The organism is Prevotella sp. P3-122, assembly GCF_002251365.1.
Lineage (GTDB): Bacteria > Bacteroidota > Bacteroidia > Bacteroidales > Bacteroidaceae > Prevotella.
Genome location: NZ_NPJH01000070.1, coordinates 1 through 673, shown reverse-complemented (window position 1 = coordinate 673; position 673 = coordinate 1). Strand labels below are relative to the sequence as shown.

Annotated in this window: 1 protein-coding gene; it reads right to left on the bottom strand. The window is 30.5% G+C overall.

From position 1 onward, the window contains the following. Positions 1-638, bottom strand: a 638-nt coding sequence (locus CIL02_RS11005; RefSeq protein WP_141210212.1) for a 6-bladed beta-propeller, incomplete at its 3' end; no start/stop codon positions are given. Positions 639-673: the final 35 nt, after the last annotated feature.

Genomic DNA, 673 nt, shown 5'->3' with positions numbered 1-673 from the left:
TAATCGCTTACTACTCTACATGTATTTTCGAAATTATAAAATGTATTAACTATAAATGGGACACGTTTCCTTTCACGTATTTCTTTAACTCCATCTATTCCATCAGAAATAATACTGGCTTTGCCATCTATATCAGGAACAAAGAGAATGTTTCCATCATTTTGTATCGCAAAACGTTCATAATCATAATTCTTATTTCTAACAGTTTTTCTGTACTCACCTGTTCTCGTACAATAAAATAATAGACTGCGCGTGTCAAGGATTACGAGTGTTGAATCATTGTCAGTTAACCACATATCTAATATGTCTGTATATTCATTTTTTGCGTGTCCCCTTTTTCCTATAGTACCAAGGAAGTTGCCATTTTTTGAATATTTATAGATCTTCTTTGTTTTGTAATCACTAAGGAACAAATAATCCTTTGAGAATATACATTTATCTGCAATAGAGATTAGATAGCAACTGTCCTCTTCTAAAGGAACGATATCTGTTATTTCTAACAACTCCTCCCAATTTGAGAAATCAGCGGAATCAATTTTTATAGTTTTAAAATTATCTGTTACGTTAGTACAGGATACAAGAAAAATTAGAACTAATCCAATCCAAATGAAGGCTCTTTTTATTTTATTGAATATCATGACTTTTGTTTTGGTTTAAAGATATTGTATGATAC